The following is a 16,713-nucleotide window of genomic DNA, read 5'->3' on the forward strand; positions in this document are numbered from 1 at the left end:
TCGTAGCCGGCGGTCCGGGGCGCCGGGCTGAACGGTGCCGCAGACGGTCGCTCCTGGTCGGCCGTTGAGGCCGGGTACCCGTTCACTGGCTCGCTCCGCCCCGCGTCGGCTCGGCCGTCAGCAGGTGCCAGCCGTGCGCCAGGACTACGAGCTGGGTGGTGTCCTGTGCGCCCGTGTCGGCGAGGAGCTGGTCGAGTGCGGCGCGCAGGTCAGCCGGGGCGAGTTTGGCGGCTACGGCGATCTCGCGGGCGTCGCTGTGCTCAGCGACGGCTCGCAGTAACAGCAGCTGGTCCGAGCTGAGCCTCGGCGCCGGCCTGTCCGCCGTGGGAGGGATCACCAGCTGGGCAGTGAACAGGCGGTGCACGATCACCGGGGGTTTGCAGCGCGGCGGGCAGTGGAGGCTCTGACGGATTTCACGGACGTACTGGCGGACGGTCACGGCCGACAGCCCGGTCTGCGTGGCGATCTGCGCGGGTGTGAGGCCGTTCGCGAGGTGTTGGGCGACGCGCTGCAGGGCCGGTGTCAGCGGAGTGATCGGTGCGCTGGTCGTTGCGGGCGGGGTCACGGTGTCTCTTTCTCGGCTGGTATGGACGGTCACCGGGGGAGGTGCCGCCGGTCCCCGCGGGGGTCGGGGGCCGGCGGCACGGGCCCGTGCGCGGCGGTGGGGAGTCACGGGGTGCCGCGCACGGGGGCTCATGCGGCGGTCGGGTCGGGGTGTGCCCAGGCGGCTTCGGCGGCGAGGCGTTCGGACCACTGGATGTGGTCTTCGTCGAAGGCGGCGTCGGCCAGACGGATGCGCTGGACTTCGCCGGTGCCGGCGGGCGGGTAGGTGTGCTGGATGTCGCGCCACAGGCGTTGGAGGATGTAGTCGCGGTCGAGGGCGTGGGCGCCGTGCAGTTCCATGGCGTCCTGGGTGGACTGCATGGCCCACTGGTGGCCGAGGTATTTGGCGTTGATCAGGTCGGCGTCGCAGGGCAGGCCCTGGTCGAGGAGGTGCACCGACTGGTAGGCCAGGATTCGCCCGGCGCGCAGGCGTGCCTCCATGCCGCCGATGCGGTCCCGCAGTACGGGCAGGTCGGACAGGGCTCCCCGGTAGCGGGGACGGGTCTTGAGGCGGGCGGTGGTGGTGTCCACGACCGCCTCGTGGATGCCGAGGCTGACGGCGGCCAGGTTGGGGCGGCCGTACAGGATGCTGCTGCTCTGGGCGACGGCCAGCCCTTGGCCGATCTCTCCGACCATGTGGTCCTCGGGGACGCGAACGTGGTCGAGGTCGAGGTGGCCGGCGGAGAAGCCGTGCAGGCCGAGGCCGGGGCGGTGGTCGGAGACCGAGAGCCCGGGGCGGTCGGCTGCGACCATGAATGCGGTCAGTGCCTGGGAGGTGCTCACGCCCGCTTCGGCGGTGCGGGCGATGACGAGATGGGCTCCCGCGAGGTGGCTGTTGCCGATATGGATCTTGCTGCCGGTGATCACCCATTGGTTGCCGGCGCGTTCGGCGGTGGTTTCGATGCCGCCGATGTGTCCGCCGGCTTGTGGTTCGGTCACGGCGATCGACAGCAGCAGCGAGCCGTCCGCGACGCGGGGCAGCCAGTAACCCTTCTGCTCGTAGGTGGCGAAGTGCAGCAGGGCGCCGACGGGGATGAGAGTGGCCTGCAGGATGGCCGCGGCAGCCGCCGATACCCGCGCGATGCGGTGGACCAGGATCGTCTTGGCCACGTGTCCGGCGCCCAGCCCGCCGAAGGCGGCCGGGACGGTGACGGCGAACCAGCGCCGTGCGGCCATCAGATCGGCGACCTTGCGCTCCACCCTGCCCGGGGCTGCCTCCATACGAGCGGCGCGCGGCGCGACGTGCTCGGCCGCGAAGGCGTCCGCCTCCTGCCACAGCAGATCGTGGCGTGCGCTGAGATAGGGACGCAGCGCCGGTGGCGGCGTGGTGGGTGTGGCGGACATGGTCTCCCTCTCCCTGGATGAAGGTCGCAACGCGGAGCGGCCGGGGATCGCCTACGGCTCCCGGGTGGGGGGGTGTGGAACGGCCTTAGCGCACGGGGGCGCGGGTGATGTGGTCCATCACCTGCGCACTGGCGTTGATGACGATGTCCCGCAGCCGGCGGGCCTCCGCCAGGGGCCGCTTCTCGGGGTCGATGACACACACCGTTCCCAGCACGGTGCCGCTGTCGTGGACGAGCGGGGCGCCGAAGTAGGAGCGGATCCCGACGGCGTCGACCACCGCGTTGCCGCTGAAGCGCGGGGACGCGTGCACGTCGTGCAGCGGGAGGGCCTTCTTGCGGGCCATGACCTCCGGGCACCAGCCGTGGTTCCGGCTCATGGTGCGGCCGACGATCACGTAACCGCTGTCCGCGGGCGGCTGGTGCAGTCCGACGAAGGTCTGCTCCTGCAGGAACAGGTTGACGAAGCCGTACAGGAACCCGGCCTGCTCGGCCATGTCGCGGGCCAGGCCGTCGAAGTCCTCGTGGGCCACCGGGGGCACGCCCAAGCGGTTGAGCAGCTCATAGCGCTGCGCCAGCTCCAGCGACTGCTGGGGTGGCTGGCTGGTGAGGGCGGCGGCGGGCGGGGTGACCGAGCTACGGATGGCGTCCCGCATGTCGCGGCGCGGCAAGGACTGTGCGGGCGGGGCGGCCTGCGGCGTGCGGTAGAGGTCGCTGGGGTGCTGTGACATCAGGCGTCCTGGAGGGTGGTGGAAGGGGCGTGACCAGCGCGGCTGGTGGTGGCGTTGTTCATGGCGTGGTCGACGAGGGTCAGCAGAACGCCGGCGACGTGGTTCGGGTCGCGGGCGTCGCAGGTGACCACGGGTATGGCGGCCGGGAGTTCGAGGGCGGTGCGGACCTCTTCGGGGTGGTAGCGGTGGGCTCCGTCGAACTGGTTGACGGCGACGACGAAGGGCAGACCGATGTCTTCGAAGAAGCTGACGGGGGTGAAGCTGCTCTCCAGACGGCGGGTGTCGACCAGGACGACCGCGCCGACGGCGCCGCGGGAGAGGTCGTACCAGAGGTCGACGAACCGGTCCTGGCCTGGAGTGCCGAACAGGAACAGCTCCAGGGGCGTCGGCGCGTCGGACAGGCTCAGGCGGCCGAAGTCGAAGGCGACCGTGGTGGTCCGCTTGGACTCCAGGCCCGTCAGGCTGTCGACGTCCGCGCTCGCCTCGGTCAGGTACTCCTCCGTGCTCAGCGGCGTGATCTCACTGACGGCGCCCACGGCGGTGGTCTTGCCCGCACCGAAGCCCCCGGCGATCACGACCTTCAGCACGGTCGGCGCGGCGCCGGCGCACGCGTGCGGCGAATTACGCGGCACCGCGGCCGGGTCATCCGGCCTGTGGATAGGCGACGGCATCAGGCCACTTCCTCTTCAAGCCCGCGGAGAGGGCTGCCAGCAGTTGGGTAGACGGACCCGACCCCGCACCGGTATCGGCATAGGGCTGGGTCAGGGGGACGACGAGGGCGTCGGCGTCTAGGAGGTCGGAGACGAGGACCTTGACGGCGGTCACGGGCCGGCCGAGGCGGCCCGCCAGTTCGACCACCGGCCGTCGGCGCTCCCGGCACAGCGCGAGGATCTCCTCACACTCCTCGGCCTGAGCCGGGCCGGGCCTTCCCGGTCCCGCCTCCAGCACGGTTTCCAGACCGAGTAGGTGCCGCGGCTTGGTACGCCCGCGCGTGAGGGTGTAGGTCCGCACGAACGCCGACTCCTCGGCCGTGCGGCCGTATGTGGTCACCGCACCTCTCCGCCCGTGCCGACGCGGACGGGGATCACCATGTAGGGAGCGAACTTTGCCACGAGCCGACCCATCTCGAAGCCGACGGTGCCCGCGTCGGAGTCCCGGGTAGCGATGACGGCGAGGATCGTGTCCACCTCACCGCGTTCGTTGCCGGGGTGGTTGTCGAAGGCCGCGCTGCGCCCGGCGCTCTGGACGAAGAACAGGCAGTCGTCTCGCTCGATGACGACCTGGCCCGCTGGCCTCTTCTTCCCGCTGGGGCCGGTGATGTTCGCCGCGAGGGAGGCAACGCCACTGAAGGCGGCCGACAGTTCATCCGCCCAGTCCTTGTCGACGTCACTGTCCAGCAGCCGCAGTCCGTCGCGCGAGAGCAGGACGGCGTGCGTGACGCCCGGCGTCTCGGAGGCGAACTGACGCAGCAGCCAGACCATGCTGTCCCGCTGCCCGCTTGTCGTCGTCGCGGATGCGGGCGTGCCGCCGGTCACGTTGTTCATCGCGGGGTGGGTGCTCATGGAGATCGCTCCAGTAAGGGGAAGGGCCAGTGGGTGTACCGGGCCACCGGGAACGCGGAAGGACGGGTCAGGGGGTGGGGTGTTCTGTCGGTGCGGGAGGGGGACTGGCGGTGCCGCCGGCCTGGAGGCCGTTGCGGAAGGCGGCTGCGAGCCCGGGCGTTGCCGCGGACGCCGGGGCTTGCTCCCGCTCGTGTGGTGGATGGAAAGGTTCGGTCCGGCGTGTGCGCGTGGGCAGAACGGGCGCGTCGGCCGAATGGCCCGCTGTGGTCGGCGCCCCAGCGGCGCCGGGGCGTGCGATCCGGCCCACCCCCGGGGCGGCAGGAGCCGCGGCCACCTGCTGCGGTTGCCGCCCGGAGACGCGAGCCTCCTCGGGCGGCAGCGCGCCCGCATCCTCAACCGATGGAATCGCTACCAGGAGCCGTGCCGGTATGACGACCAGGGCAGTGGTGCCCCCCGTCACGTTCTCCTGCAGGAGGACGGACAGCCCGTGCGACTGGGCGATCTTCGCGGCGACCAGCAAACCGAGCTGTCCGGCCCGGACTTGGCCGCTGACGTCGACCTCGTCCGGGGCCTTGAGCAGATGGTTCATCTGCGCCCGCGTCTGCGGGTGCATGGGGATGGCCCGGTCCTCGACCTCGATGGCCAGCCCGTGTGGCACCCGCTGCGCCCGCACCATCACCCGCGTCGCCGGATCGGAGCACTCGCAGGCGTTCTCGATCAGCTCGGCCAGCAGGTGCGTCAGGTCCGGACCCACATGGCCGGGCAAACCCAGCTCGGCGCCCACGGACCCGGCGGCGACGGCCACCCGTGGATACTGCACGACCTCGGAGACCGCGCCGCGCAGGGCCGTCGTGACGGGAACGGGCCGGCGCACGCTGCGCAGGGACTGCCCGCCCAGCACCGCCGTGCTCTCGACCTGACGGCGCATCCGCGTCACGAGGTGATCGATCTCGAAAATCTTGGCCAGCAGCTCCGGGTCGTCGGTCAGCATCTCCAGCCGGCTCAGTGCCTCAAGTGCCTTGCTGACCAAGGCGTGCTCCCGCATGGCCAGGCGGCGCAGCACTTCCAGGAGGACGACCGACTGGGACTCGTCGTGCACGCGGATCAACGACGCGATGGCCTGCGCCTGGAGGGCACTGAGCGCGTTGTCGATCCCGGCGATCGGAGTGGGCGACTGCGGCATCTGCGGGTCTGGCAACGGTGGACGTTTTCCGCGACACAGCTCGTCCGCCGACCACAGCACCGACTTCTCGACGGCCGCCGCTGCCCCTGCGACCGCTTTCAGCGCCGCAGCCTGGGAATCCTCCACGGCCGACTGCACGGCGCCGGCGACGGTGCGCGCTGAGCGTGCCGCCACCACGGCGACCCCCGCCAGTCCGCAGACCAGGCCGGCCAGAACCCAGCCGGGGCCTACTCCGGACACCGAACCGAGAGCGAACGGGGCGACCAGCACCGCGGCAAGGAGCACCAGGGGCAGTGCTATCGCGCGGCGAGCGAGGTACAGCGTGTTCGCGTCGAGCGAGGGCCGCCGCCTGCGGTGGCCGGCAGAGGCCGACCGTGCCGGGAAGGCGCTGTCAGACATGAGAATCCTCGTCAGGGGTGGGGTGACTATGCGTGCTGCGGCGTCAGGCCGGCGGTGGGCTGGCGCGCGCTGTGGGAGGCCGAGCGGGGCGCCAGAAGCGCGACTGCACCGTGGCGGGAGTGCGAGTGCATCGCCATCTGCTGAAGGAGCAGGGCGCTTTGAATCAGGCCCATGTGGCTGAATGCCTGCGGGAAGTTGCCGAGCTGGCGCTGCTGGACGGGGTCGTACTCCTCCGCTAGGAACCCGAGGTCGTTGCGCAGCGTCAGGAGGCGTTCGAACAAGGCGCGGGCTTCGTCGATGCGACCGGTCAGGGCGAGGCCGTCGACGAGCCAGAAGTTGCACAGGAAGAAGGTGCCCTCATCGCCGGTCAGGCCGTCCACCCCGACGTCCTTGCCGCAGGTCGGGTATCGGTACACGAGCCCGTCGCCCGTGGAGAGTTCACGACGGACCGCATCCACGGTGCCGATGACACGTGGGTCGTCGGGCGGCAGGAAGCCGGTGCGGGGGATGAGTAGCGTGGCAGCGTCCACTTCCTTCGAGCCGTAGGACTGGGTGAAGGTGTTGCGCACCGGGTCGAAGCCCTTGTCACAGACCTCCCGGTGGATCGCCGCCCGCAGTTCGACCAGAGGGGCCAGGTTTATGTCGAGCGCGCCGGCCTCGGTCAGGCGGATGGTGCGGTCGACCGCCACCCAGGCCATCACCTTGGAGTGGACGAAGTGCCGGCGGGCCCCGCGGATCTCCCAGATGCCCTCGTCGGGCTCCTGCCAGCGCTGCGCCAGGTGCTCAATGAGCCGCTGGTGCAGGACCGCGGTGTCGGCGCAGTGAGCGACTCCACTCTGGTGCGCGAGGTACAAGGTCTCGATCACCTCGCCATACACGTCGAGCTGCAGCTGGTCTGCCGCCCCGTTGCCGACCCGCACCGGGCTTGAGCCCTCGTATCCGGGAAGCCATGGCAGCTCCCGTTCCAGCAGGTCACGCTCCCCGGTAATCCCGTACATGATCTGCAGGTTCTCCGGGTCACCGGCCGCGGCGCGCAGTAGCCATCGCCGCCATGCCTGTGCCTCCTGCCGGTACCCGGTCCCAAGCAGTGCGGCCAAGGTGGTGGAAGCGTCGCGCAGCCAGGTAAAGCGGTAGTCCCAGTTCCGTCCGCCGCCGACCTCCTCGGGCAGCGACGTGGTCGGCGCCGCAACGATCCCGCCGCTCGGTCCATAGGTCATGGCTTTCAGCGCGATCGAGGACCGGACGACGGCCTCGCGGTAGGGCCCGTCGTAGGTGCACTCCTGCGTCCAGTCCTGCCAGAATGCGAGCGTCTCGGTGAGCGCCGCGTGCGGGTCGGGGATCTCCGGAGCCGGTGCGTGGGACGGGCACCAGCTGAGCACGAACGCCACGCTCTGCCCAGCGCTGATGGCGAAAGCGCTGACGACGACGCCGTCCTTCTCCGCTTGCGGCACACAGGTGTCGAGCCACAGAGCGTCCGCGCCAGCCTCTGCGACCATGCGCCCACCGACCTCGTGGATCCACGGGCTGACGCTGCCGTATCCCGGCCGCGGGCGCATGGTAGAGATCATCTCTACCTCGCCGGTCAGGCCCTCGATGATCCGGATCACCTGCGGTGCCCCGTCGCGCGGCGGCATGAAGTCCAGGACGCGGACCGATCCGGTCTGAGTGCGCCATACCGATTCGAGGACGAGGGAGTCACCGCGGTACTGGCGCTCGGCGACTGCGTCGGAGCTGGAACGGCCGGCGGCAGCGGTCGGAGCGATTCGCCAGGTGCCGTGTTTCTGTGTGCCGAGCAGGCCGGCGAAAACGGCCGGCGAGTCGAAGCGGGGCAGGCACAGCCAGTCCATCGAACCGTCGTCACAGACGTGGGCACTGGTCTGCATGTCGCCGATCAGGCCGTACTGCTCGATACGCGGATGGCGCTTCATCGTGTGGATCTCCGTAGGCCCCGCGACTCCGGGGTCGGCTTCGGGGCCGCCGCAGCGGCCGGGAACGGTAGGAACGAGAGGCACCGGCGTCACCGGGGTGGGGAGGAGGGGACAGTAGACGGCGGAGACTCCTCGCCGGCCGCAGCCTGGTCGGCTGCGCGCTCGCCGCGAAGAACAAGCCAAGCCATCGGCACGAGGATCAGCCCGATGACGACGGCTCCGGTTCCCCTCATGTCCGCGGTACCGAAGCAGCCCAGACCAAGCATGCGAGGGCAACAGCGAAGACCGCCCCGCGCAGCACGTTGACCCGTGGCTTCCGCCAGCACCGCATCAGCGTCAGCGGCGCGGGGGAGTCGTCGTGGGCTTGGACGGCAGCAATGAGGTCTTGCGTTGCCTCGGCCAACCTGACCAAATGAACCCGGCTGGGCATGTATCCGTCGGGGACGCCCGCCGAAGCGAGCTGCTGCGCGCTGCGCAGAGCCGACGTCCCCGGCGGTACTACGATCCCGAGTTGACTGATGTGACCACGAAGGCGGCACGCGAGTTCCTCCACGTCGCCGGCGCTCTCGGGCAGCGGTGACTCCTCGTCCAGCACGAGCGCCACCGTTTCTGCTGCCGCCACTGCCTGGTCGCGCTGCAAGCCCGGCTTGGCGCCGACGGCCCTCTGTTCGCTTGCGGCATCGCGCTGGCGGGTGTCTCGACCGGAAGTCAGCGGAAGACGCATGAGACAACTCCTCTTGACTGCAGGCCAACAGGGCTCGGCGGCGAGCGTCCGGTTCCCATCGGGCGTCTCGTCCTGGGCTGACAAACGAAGACAGCCTGCTGCTAGCCCAGTTCGACGGTGAGTGGGCGGTGCGGTGTCATGAGTGTGGAGGCGCGTGGGCTGTGAAGGGCATCGCTGTAGCGATATCGCTGCAGCGATATCGATCTCCACCTAGCCTGGTCTCACGGCTGGGGCGAGCACGGGTGGCGACACGGAGGGCCGAGGCGAACATGTCAAGAGGGCTAGGGCGCGCGTGCGTGCAGTGCGGGCTGCCAGTCAGCCGATACAACCCGGATACACGCTGTTCCACCTGTGCCCGGTCTGACGCGACACCGACGATCCCGGACCGGGCCTGGCGCGACGAGGAAGTTCACCGGGCCCTTGCTGCCTGGGATTTCGCTACTGTCGTACGTGTGGTTCGGCGCCGGTCCGGACTATCGCAGAAGGTTGTACGGGAGCTGACCGGGCTCACTCAGGGCTTCATCTCGGACCTGGAGCGCGGCCTCAAACAGGTCAACGGCCGCGAGACGATTATTAACCTCCTGACCGGGCTTGGCCTTCCCCCCGACCTCCGCCCGCTCCTCCTCGTCCCCTTCAACCAGACCGAATCGCAGCGACTCGTCGATGCCATCGACCCAGCTATGCCATGGACGGCGGCTCGTATGGTGACGTCACTGGAAGCGGCCGTAGGAGGAGCCATGAACGGATTGAACCGCCGCAGCGTGATCGCAGCTCTGGGCGGGGCCGGTCTCACGCAATACATCCTGCAAGCAGCTGTCGCCCCTCCCGAGGCCGTCGCCGCCGCCCGTAATGGCATCAGCGTCTCCGACCAGCTGCTCAACAGCCTACAGTCCACCACTGACGCCCTGCGTCATGCCGACGCCAGCCACGGCAGTGGCAACCTTGCCCGAGCCGCAGTAGCGCACCTCAAGGTCCTGCTTCGGCTCCTACAAGAGGGGAACTATAACGAGGCGACGGGCCGACGCCTTGCGGCGGTGACTGCGGACACCGCAATCCAGACTGGCTGGTACCACTTCGACAGCGGCGCTCATATCGCCGCCCGCAACCTTCTTCTTGGAGCCCTGCGTGCTGCCCATGCCAGTGGTGACAGTCGACTAAGGGCTGGGGCGCTGTCTTTCCTCGCCATTTACGGGTACTCCGTCGGCGACCCCCGCGACGCGGTCACCGCCGCGCGCACCGCCCGCCAGGTCATCGCCGACCAAGACGCGCCAGCTTTGCACGCCATGCTTCTCACACGCCAGGCACGCGGGCACGCCCGTCTACGCGAAGACCGACAGGCCCTCGCCGCCCTGGAAGAGGCACAGGCCCTGTGCGCTCGGGGACGCGGAGAGGACGACCCGCACTGGCTGTACTGGATCAACCCAGGAGAGATCATGGGCCAGACGGGTAGCTGCCTGCTCGACCTGGGCCGCCCCGACCAGGCCGCCCTGGCGTTCACCGACGCCCGCAATGCCTTTAGCACGGACGAGGTTCGCACCCGCGCCCAGTTCCTCTCCCGCGCTGCCACCGCACAGATGCGCGCTGGCAACGTCGACGCCGGGTCTGCCATTGGACACGAAGTCCTGGCCCTCGTAACCGGAGTCCGCTCCGCACGTTTGGACGATAACCTCGCCACGATGCTCACCGAGGCGCACCGCTACTCCTCGGCAGCGCCGGCCAGGGAACTCTTGGAACGCGGTCAGATCGTTATGGAGGAACGTGCCGCATGATCTTGGTCCTGTGGGACATCGACCGCACTCTCCTCTACACCGGTGACATCGATCGGCGCGTCTACAAGGAGACCTTCATCAGTGTCGTCGGGCGTCCCCCAACAGCCCTGCCTGCCCGTGGCACTGGGGTCACCATGCCCATGGCCGTCCGCGAGCTTCTGCGCGTCAACGACGTTCCTGAGCAGAAGGTGGAGGCGCTCGCAGCGCGCATCGTCGCCGAACTGCCCGAACGCCTCGCCGCATACCGAGAGTTCTTGGCGCGCGACGGGAACATCATGCCTGGAGCCGTGGACGCGCTCGCCGCAGTCCAGCAGGCAGAGCACCTGATCCCTACCGTCGTTACCGGCAACCTCCGAGGCAGCGCCGAGACCAAGTTGGCCGCGCTGGGCCTTATCTGCTACCTCGACACCACCATCGGTGGCTACGCGTCCGACGATCCCCACCGCCCGGCCCTCGTCCGCATCGCACAGAACCGAGCAGCCACGAAGCACGGCGGCAGGTTCAACCGCAACAACACCGTGATCGTGGGTGACTCGCTGGAAGACGTGCGTACCGGCCAGGAAGGTGGCGCCAGGGTCATCGCAGTCGCGTCAGGCACCACTGCAGAAGAGCAACTACGCGCTGCAGGAGCGGACCACGTTCTGACTGACCTCACGGCCACCAAGGACCTACTGCGCCTCATCGAACAGGTTCAAGCCCCGTAGACCTCGCTGCCGAGTTCAGCGGTCTCGTACTCATGGTCCTAATAACGAGCTCGTGCACGGTAGGCAGTGACGCGTCGAGTCTGGTGGCGGGGCTGGTTGTTCACCTCTGCGGTGCCGACGTCAGGTCCGCGGTCTGCTGGTGGGACAGCAGGCCGGCGACGGCTTGGACTATGTCGCTCGTGTGCTCGCGGCGACCGAGATGACGGGCCAGGGCACGCCAGTTCTTCATGTGGGCGATGCCGTGCTCGACCCGGATACGCCTCGAGGAGTGCGCCTTGCGCTGTCGCTCGTGCATCTCCTCGTACCAGTCCGGGGCGTTCTTCTTGAACTTACGGTGCGGAGGCGTGATCACCCGTCCGCCTGTCTGCGCGCCCAAGCCCTGGTAGCCGGCATCGGCCAGAATCTCCACCGCAGGCCCGTCGGCCAGGAGCTTGACCAGCCCTAACTGGCGAGCGTGGGTAATATCCGCGCAGCTTCCGGGCCTGGTCGGGCTGCAGAAGAGCACTCGGCCGTCGCCGTCCGTGACGACCATGTTCTTGACCGCGTTCTGCTTGCTCTTGCCGGAGATGAACCTGTCCCGGTCCTTGCGTCCGGCGGCCGGCCGGCGGACCCGGATCTCGGTGCCGTCGATGATGCCGGTCTTCCCGCCCGCGCCGAGGTGGTCGATGACCTCGGCCAGGGTCCGCAGCCGCACCCCCGAGCTGAGGGTGCATCCTCGCTCGGCCAGCAGGGGCCGCACCTCTCCGATAGCGCGGGTGATGGTGGAGCGGTCCCCTCCGAACCAGCAGGCGAGCACGTCGTGCGTGACTCCGTGGCGGAGGTGCACGAGGGTGGCCAGGAGCCGGTCGACGAAGACCAGCCGGTGTTTCGCACCGGCACCGATAGCCCGCTTCCGTGGCCTGGAGGCAAGCCTGACCTGATGCCGTTCATGCCACAACGGGCCTAGCTCAGCCACGAGTTCAGCAATCACGCCGGCCGACAGGCCCGTGATCCTCCGGTCGCTGATGATCGCTGCACGAGACGCGTTTTCCACCACACGACCATGATCGACGATCAGGAGCTCGACGCCTCACTGCCTACCGTGCACGAGCTCGTTAGGGCTCGCAGAGAATCAAGGTGTTGCTTCCCTTGGTGCGGCTCGTTGTTGTGGTATGAGCGTCTCCGACGAGGTCCGTGGCCAGCTTGCTGTGAAGTTCAGGGTGTTGTTCCCGCATCTGGACGAGCGGCAGCGGCGGCTGCTGATGGGGGCCGAGGCCAGGATCCTGGGGCATGGTGGTATCCGGGCGGTTGCGCGGGCGGCCCAGGTCAGTGAGACGACGGTCCGCAAGGGCGTGGACGAGCTGGAGGCCGGCGAGGAGCCTCTGGGCCGGGTCCGCAAAACCGGTGGTGGCCGGAAGAAAGCCGTGGACCTCGATCCGGGTCTGCGGCGCGCGCTGCTGGCGCTCGTGGAACCTGACGAGCGGGGTGATCCGATGTCGCCGCTGCGCTGGACGGTGAAGTCGACCAGGAGCCTCGCGGCCGAGCTGACCCGTCAGGGCCACCGGGTGAGCGCGGACACGGTCGGGGATCTGCTGCGTGAGGAGGGCTTCAGCTTGCGGGCCGGTGCCAAGACCATCGAAGGCAAGCAGCACCCCGACCGTGACGCCCAGTTCCGTTACATCAACGACCAGGCCAGGCAGCACATGGACGTCGGCCAGCCGGTGATCAGTGTGGACACGAAGAAGAAGAAGGAGCTTGTCGGCGACTACAAGAACGCTGGCCGCCAGTGGCGGCCGACCGGTGAGCCAGCCCTGGTCAGGACGCACGATTTCCTGGACAGGCAGGGACCTGGCAAGGCGATCCCATACGGGATCTATGACATCGCCGCGAATACCGGCTGGGTCAGCGTCGGCACCGATCACGACACCGCCGCGTTCGCCGTCGCCTCCATCCGCCGCTGGTGGCAGGCCCGAGGCCGGCACGACTATCCGGCCGCCGGCCGCCTGCTGATCACTGCGGACGCAGGCGGGTCCAACGGCTACCGCACCCGCACCTGGAAGACCGAACTCGCAGCCCTGGCCGCCGAGACGGGACTGGACATCACGGTCTGCCACATGCCGCCCGGCACATCGAAATGGAACAAGATCGAGCACCGGCTGTTCTCCCACATCTCCATGAACTGGCGCGGCCGCCCGCTCACCAGCCACGACGTCATCGTGAACAGCATCGCGGCGACCACCCGCACCGGACTGACCGTCCACGCCGAACTCGACCCGGGCACCTATGACACCGGCATCAAGGTCACCGACAGCGATATCGACGCCCTGCCCATGCACCGGCACCGCTTCCACGGCGACTGGAACTACACCCTTCACCCCCAACCCCGCGACACCCCCAGGTCAGCCAGCAACCCGCGGCCAGCCGGCGGCACGTCTCCGCAGTCCTGCCTCGGGTGTCTGCGCAACCCGGAGCTGACCGGCATGCCCGAGTCGGCGCTGGACGAACTCATCAGCCAACTGGCCCAGGATCTGGACGAGTTACGCGAACAGGGACGGCTCCGGCAGCGAGGAGGCGAGCGCATCCGTGCTCGTGGCGCCGGGGCCAAGGATAAGCTGACCACCGGCGACAGAGTCCTGGCCACCGTGCTCTACCAGCGCAAACTCGGCACCCGCGAACTGCTCGCCCAGCTCTTCGGAGTCAACGCCAGCACCCTCACCAGGGCCGTCCACCAAGTCCAGCCCCTCCTGGCCCGACGTGGCTACACCATTCCACCCTCCACAGCCAGATTCCGGACGCCCGCCGACATCGCCGCGTTCCTCGCGAGCAGCAGCCCCACCGAGATCAAATCAGCATGTTGATTCTCTACGAGCTGGTGCACGGTAGGCGGGGATGCGTCGAGGACTGCGGCGGGACTCAGTGTTTACATCTGCCGGGCAGAGGTCAGGTCCGCGGTTTGCTGGCGGGACAGTAGGTCGGCAATGGCTTGGACCGTGTCGCTGATGTGCTCGCGGCGGCCGAGGTGGCGGGCCAGTGCCCGCCAATTCTTCAGGTGGGCGATGCCGTGCCGGACGCGAATGCGGCGTGAGGAGTGCGCCTTGCGCTGGCGTTCGTGCATCTCCTCGTACCAGTCCGGGGCGTTCTTCTTGAATTTGAGGTGCGGCGGCGTCACCACGCGCCCGCCGGTCTGGGCGCCCAGGCCCTGGTAGCCGGCATCCGCGAGGATCTTCAGTGCGGGCCCGCCGTCCAGGAGCTTGACCAGTCCTAATTGGCGGGCGTGGGTGATGTCTGCGCAGCTGCCGTGCTGAGCCGGGCTGCAGTAGAGGACGCGTCCGTCGCCGTCCGTGACGACCATGGTCTTGACCGCGTTCTGCTTGCTCTTTGCCGGAGATAAACTTGTCCCGGTCCTTGCGCCCGGCGGCCGGGCGCCTGACGCGGATCTCGGTGCCGTCGATGATGCCGGTCTTCCCGCTGGTTCCGAGGTGGTCGACGACCTCGGCCAGTGTCCGCAGCCGCACATCCGGGCTGATCGTGCACCCTCGCTCCGCGAGCAGTGGCCGCACCTCGCCGATGGCACGGGTGATGGTGGAGCGGTTCACATCGAACCAGCACGCCAGCCCGTCATGAGTGACGGCATGGCGCAGATGCACGAGCGTGGCCAGGAGCCGGTCGCCGGTGTTTCGCACCCGCGCCCACAGCCCGCTTCCGCGGCCTGGAGGCGAGCTTGGCCTGGTGTCGGTCGTGCCACAACGGTCCCACCTCCGCGACGAGTTCAGCGATCACGTCAGCCGACAGGCCCGTGATTTTCCGGTCACTGACGATCGCTGCACGAGACGCGTTCCCCACCACACAACCATGATCGACGATCAGGATCCCGACCCGTCACCGCCTACCGTGCACCAGCTCGCTAGGGCTGGTCGTCAGAGTCGAGGGCGTGTTCTTTGAGGAATGCGCCCGCGTGGGCTGCTGCCTCTTCTGCGGTCGCGTACGGCGCCCGCTCGGCGACTGTGCCGGATGCTCCATCAGCGCCTCGCCCAGTCCAGCCCCAACCACCCGAAGACGACTGCACCAGCTCGGCAGTCCCTCCGAACAGCGCAAGCGCGCCCGCTTTCGCGGATGCCGGGCGGCTGACGGCATCGGGCCATTTCTTGCGCGCGCCCTGGCGAGTGATACCCCAGACAGCTCCCAACTGCTCATAACTCGCGCCGTAGGAGCCGGCGGTCACTGCCGCCCGCTCCGTGAGCCGCTTGACCTCGCCATCCATCACCTTCCACGCGGCCAGGACGGACAGCGCCACTTCGACGGGGCTCGCATCCCACATACGGTCAGCGGACAACCCGGTCTCCCGGGCGCGGATGGCCGAGGCCAGGGAGTTCAAGGCGTCGTACAGGGCCTTGTCGAGCTCTGCCTGCTCTTCTGGGGTGATTTCAGAGGGCGTCATGCGACAACTATAGTTTCCGATCCTGTCAATGCAAACTAAAGTTGCCAAGCCGTGTCGTTTGTCACCGCATCAGAGACAGGCCCTGGACCACCTCCAGCGTGCGCTGTGGTCCCCAGCCCGCCGAGAACGTCCACCCCTCCCACGGATGCACGCGCGCCGGCCGGACCGGGACGTCGCCCAGGGCCCGCCCGAGACGCGCGGACGGGGCCGGCGTACTGCAGCCGCCCCGCGGTGTCGTAGCGGCCCAGCAGCACCATCCTGGGCGCCTGAAGGGTGCCGGTGACGGCACCGATGAGGGCCTCGGTGGCGGTGCGCACCTTGTACTTCCGCCACGCCCGAGCACCTCCGGTGTAGGGCCCGTCCAGCCGTTTGAAGCACAGGCCCTCCAGCCTGGCGGCCGTCCACTCCAGCCAGCCTCGCGTCACAGCCGGATCGGTGGTCGACGGGCACAGCGTCAGCGGCGCCGCCAGCTGGCGGTCGGAACAGGGCCTCCAGCGCCGCGCGCCGCCGCTCGTACGGCCAGCCGGTCAGGTCGGTTCCGTCCGCGTGGACCAGGTCGGAGACCACGTAGTGCGCCGGCCACCGGCCCGCCCCCTCCGCCGCGCCGCGCCCGCGCCGGGCGAGGCGCGGCTGGAGCCGGTCGAAGGCGAGCCGACCGTGCTCCCACACCACCAGCTCGCCGTCCAAGCCGGTGTCCGGCGGCAGCTGCGCGAGGGCCGCGGCGCGGATTTCGGGGAACGCGGCCGTCATGTCGGTGTCCTGCCTCGAGCGCAGCAGCACCCGCTCGCCTGGCCGCACGGCGAGCTGGGCGCGGAAGCTGTCCCACTTTGGCTCAGCAGCCCACCCGGCAGGCAGGGTCGGGCTGTCCACTGCGGTGGTCAGCATCGGCTCGGGCAGGGTCCAGGGCATTCCCGGATGCTTTCCACAGGGCCCGCTGGTGCACCCGCGCGCTCGGAACGCTGGCAGCGCCACTCAGGTAGCGAGAGCCTCGTGCAGGGTGGGCCGGCATTCGATGAGGTCGTGGACACCGACGAGCTGAAGTGTGCGCAGGACGGCCTCGGTGGGTGCGGCCAGGCGGATCCAGCCGCTGGCCCGGGTGACGGCCTGGTAGGCGGCGACGAAGATGTTGATGCCGGTGGAGTCCATGAAGGTGACCTGCCGCATGTCCACCACGATGCGGGGACGGGCGGTGCCGGTGACGTCCAGCGCCTGGCGCAGCGCCTCGCCGGTGTCGTGGTCGAGTTCCCCGGCCAGGCTGAGCACGCGGATACCGTCGGTGGCGGTGGCCACGACCGACAGTCTGCCCGTGTGTGCGGCCTGCTCCCTGCCCGTCATCTGTCCCTCAGCCATAGG

At 69.1% G+C, this 16,713-nt stretch carries 17 protein-coding genes and 1 pseudogene; 3 read left to right on the plus strand and 15 right to left on the minus strand.

The genetic code is table 11. The annotated features are described in order from the left end of the window. Nucleotides 1-82 precede the first annotated feature (82 nt). From E4U91_RS28835 to E4U91_RS28875, 9 genes are all read right to left on the minus strand, one after another. Complete coding sequence (locus E4U91_RS28835; RefSeq protein ID WP_241678724.1) at nucleotides 83-565, minus strand: LuxR C-terminal-related transcriptional regulator; 483 nt, start codon at nucleotides 563-565, stop codon at nucleotides 83-85. 128 nt (nucleotides 566-693) lie between these two features. Beyond that, nucleotides 694-1,947 (minus strand): acyl-CoA dehydrogenase family protein, encoded by a 1,254-nt coding sequence (locus tag E4U91_RS28840; RefSeq protein WP_137309518.1) that lies wholly within the window; start codon nucleotides 1,945-1,947, stop codon nucleotides 694-696. An 85-nt stretch (nucleotides 1,948-2,032) separates the two neighbouring features. Further along, nucleotides 2,033-2,674: a GAF domain-containing protein gene (locus tag E4U91_RS28845; RefSeq protein WP_137309519.1), complete on the minus strand. Its 642-nt coding sequence runs from the start codon at nucleotides 2,672-2,674 to the stop codon at nucleotides 2,033-2,035. After that, the gene (locus tag E4U91_RS28850) at nucleotides 2,674-3,261 is read right to left on the minus strand and encodes a GTP-binding protein (RefSeq protein ID WP_168218287.1); all 588 of its coding nucleotides are present in this window, start codon (nucleotides 3,259-3,261) and stop codon (nucleotides 2,674-2,676) included. The genes E4U91_RS28845 and E4U91_RS28850 overlap by 1 nt, the downstream gene beginning before the upstream one ends. 55 nt (nucleotides 3,262-3,316) lie before the next feature. Continuing rightward, nucleotides 3,317-3,724, minus strand: coding sequence for a DUF742 domain-containing protein (locus E4U91_RS28855; protein ID WP_067230174.1), 408 nt, complete (start codon nucleotides 3,722-3,724; stop codon nucleotides 3,317-3,319). Next, nucleotides 3,721-4,236, minus strand: coding sequence for a roadblock/LC7 domain-containing protein (locus E4U91_RS28860; protein ID WP_067230177.1), 516 nt, complete (start codon nucleotides 4,234-4,236; stop codon nucleotides 3,721-3,723). The genes E4U91_RS28855 and E4U91_RS28860 overlap by 4 nt, the downstream gene beginning before the upstream one ends. Nucleotides 4,237-4,303: 67 nt before the next feature. After that, complete coding sequence (locus tag E4U91_RS28865) at nucleotides 4,304-5,818, minus strand: sensor histidine kinase (protein ID WP_137309520.1); 1,515 nt, start codon at nucleotides 5,816-5,818, stop codon at nucleotides 4,304-4,306. Nucleotides 5,819-5,844: 26 nt separating this feature from the next. Then, nucleotides 5,845-7,746 (minus strand): glycoside hydrolase family 15 protein, encoded by a 1,902-nt coding sequence (locus E4U91_RS28870; RefSeq protein ID WP_137309521.1) that lies wholly within the window; start codon nucleotides 7,744-7,746, stop codon nucleotides 5,845-5,847. 229 nt (nucleotides 7,747-7,975) lie between these two features. After that, nucleotides 7,976-8,470 carry a DUF6415 family natural product biosynthesis protein gene (locus tag E4U91_RS28875; protein WP_241678725.1) on the minus strand — a complete coding sequence of 165 codons (495 nt, stop codon included), beginning with the start codon at nucleotides 8,468-8,470 and terminating at the stop codon, nucleotides 7,976-7,978. 269 nt (nucleotides 8,471-8,739) lie between these two features. Between E4U91_RS28875 and E4U91_RS28880 the strand changes: the two genes are divergently transcribed. Further along, the gene (locus E4U91_RS28880) at nucleotides 8,740-10,239 is read left to right on the plus strand and encodes an NsdA family TPR-like regulatory protein (RefSeq protein ID WP_137309522.1); all 1,500 of its coding nucleotides are present in this window, start codon (nucleotides 8,740-8,742) and stop codon (nucleotides 10,237-10,239) included. After that, nucleotides 10,236-10,943, plus strand: coding sequence for an HAD family hydrolase (locus tag E4U91_RS28885; RefSeq protein WP_137309523.1), 708 nt, complete (start codon nucleotides 10,236-10,238; stop codon nucleotides 10,941-10,943). Before E4U91_RS28880 ends, E4U91_RS28885 begins: the two co-directional genes overlap by 4 nt. 100 nt (nucleotides 10,944-11,043) lie before the next feature. Here E4U91_RS28885 and E4U91_RS28890 read toward each other — a convergent pair whose 3' ends face one another. Further along, nucleotides 11,044-11,979 carry a transposase family protein gene (locus E4U91_RS28890; protein WP_168218179.1) on the minus strand — a complete coding sequence of 312 codons (936 nt, stop codon included), beginning with the start codon at nucleotides 11,977-11,979 and terminating at the stop codon, nucleotides 11,044-11,046. A gap of 115 nt (nucleotides 11,980-12,094) precedes the next feature. Here E4U91_RS28890 and E4U91_RS28895 point away from each other — a divergent pair, with 115 nt between their 5' ends. Further along, on the plus strand, nucleotides 12,095-13,780 hold the full coding sequence (locus E4U91_RS28895; protein ID WP_137309524.1) for an ISAzo13 family transposase: 1,686 nt from the start codon (nucleotides 12,095-12,097) through the stop codon (nucleotides 13,778-13,780). A gap of 62 nt (nucleotides 13,781-13,842) precedes the next feature. Here the strand turns inward: E4U91_RS28895 and E4U91_RS38640 are convergent, their stop codons facing one another. The 5 genes and pseudogenes from E4U91_RS38640 to E4U91_RS28915 all read right to left on the minus strand — a co-directional run bounded on the left by E4U91_RS38640 (nucleotide 13,843) and on the right by E4U91_RS28915 (nucleotide 16,710). Next, nucleotides 13,843-14,274 (minus strand): transposase family protein, encoded by a 432-nt coding sequence (locus tag E4U91_RS38640; RefSeq protein ID WP_206666911.1) that lies wholly within the window; start codon nucleotides 14,272-14,274, stop codon nucleotides 13,843-13,845. Between the two features lie 238 nt (nucleotides 14,275-14,512). Then, nucleotides 14,513-14,605 (minus strand): annotated as a pseudogene (locus E4U91_RS39815) (transposase family protein); the annotation flags it as partial. Nucleotides 14,606-14,826: 221 nt separating this feature from the next. Next, complete coding sequence (locus tag E4U91_RS28905; protein WP_168218180.1) at nucleotides 14,827-15,360, minus strand: hypothetical protein; 534 nt, start codon at nucleotides 15,358-15,360, stop codon at nucleotides 14,827-14,829. A gap of 69 nt (nucleotides 15,361-15,429) precedes the next feature. Next, nucleotides 15,430-16,269, minus strand: a complete 840-nt coding sequence (locus E4U91_RS28910) for an ATP-dependent DNA ligase (RefSeq protein ID WP_338326690.1) — start codon at nucleotides 16,267-16,269, stop codon at nucleotides 15,430-15,432. A 63-nt stretch (nucleotides 16,270-16,332) separates the two neighbouring features. Further along, on the minus strand, nucleotides 16,333-16,710 hold the full coding sequence (locus E4U91_RS28915) for an STAS domain-containing protein (protein ID WP_137309525.1): 378 nt from the start codon (nucleotides 16,708-16,710) through the stop codon (nucleotides 16,333-16,335). Between the last annotated feature and the right edge of the window lie 3 nt (nucleotides 16,711-16,713).

This window comes from Streptomyces lasalocidi, assembly GCF_005280215.1.
Lineage (GTDB): Bacteria > Actinomycetota > Actinomycetes > Streptomycetales > Streptomycetaceae > Streptomyces > Streptomyces longwoodensis.